Source organism: Caenimonas terrae, assembly GCF_042655405.1.
Lineage (GTDB): Bacteria > Pseudomonadota > Gammaproteobacteria > Burkholderiales > Burkholderiaceae_C > Ramlibacter > Ramlibacter terrae_A.
In genome coordinates this window covers 1-555 of record NZ_JBHSMF010000016.1, presented here as the reverse complement: position 1 = coordinate 555, position 555 = coordinate 1, and the positions used below count along the sequence as shown (strand labels likewise).

The 555-nt window shown below is 65.0% G+C and carries 1 protein-coding gene; it reads right to left on the bottom strand.

Annotated elements, in window-relative coordinates; genetic code table 11:
- Window positions 1-394: tripartite tricarboxylate transporter permease (locus ACFPOE_RS23935; RefSeq protein ID WP_376852865.1), on the bottom strand; the 394-nt coding region annotated here is incomplete at its 3' end.
- Window positions 395-555: the final 161 nt, after the last annotated feature.

Genomic DNA, 555 nt, shown 5'->3' with positions numbered 1-555 from the left:
GCGCCAGGAACGTCAGCACCACGATGGCCACCGTGCCGCCGATGAAGCTGGACACGCCCGCGGTGAACAGCGCCAGCCCGCACTTGCCCTTGAGCGTCATCTGGTAGCCGTCGATGCAGGCCACGATGCTGCTGGCGTGCGGGATGCGCATGGTGATGGCGCTCACGCTGTCGCCGTACTGGGCGCCGTAGTAGATGCCGGCCAGCATGATCAGCGCGCCGCCGGTGGGGATGGAGTAGGTCAGCGGCAGCAGGATGCTGATGGTGGCCAGCGGGCCCAGGCCCGGCAGCAGGCCCACCAGGGTGCCCACCGTGCAGCCGATGGCGCAATACATGAGGTTCGACCACGTCAGGGCGTGCTCGAAACCGAACGCGAGGTTGTGTAGTGCTTCCATGATCGATCAGTACAGCGGCAGGTTGAAGCCGAGGAGTTTCTGGAAGGCCAGCGCCACGGCCACCAGCCCGGCGGAGATGTACAGGTTGCGCAGCACCGAGTACTTGGTCTTGCCGGCGAACGAGGCGATGAACACCATCACGATGATCCCCAGGATCATGT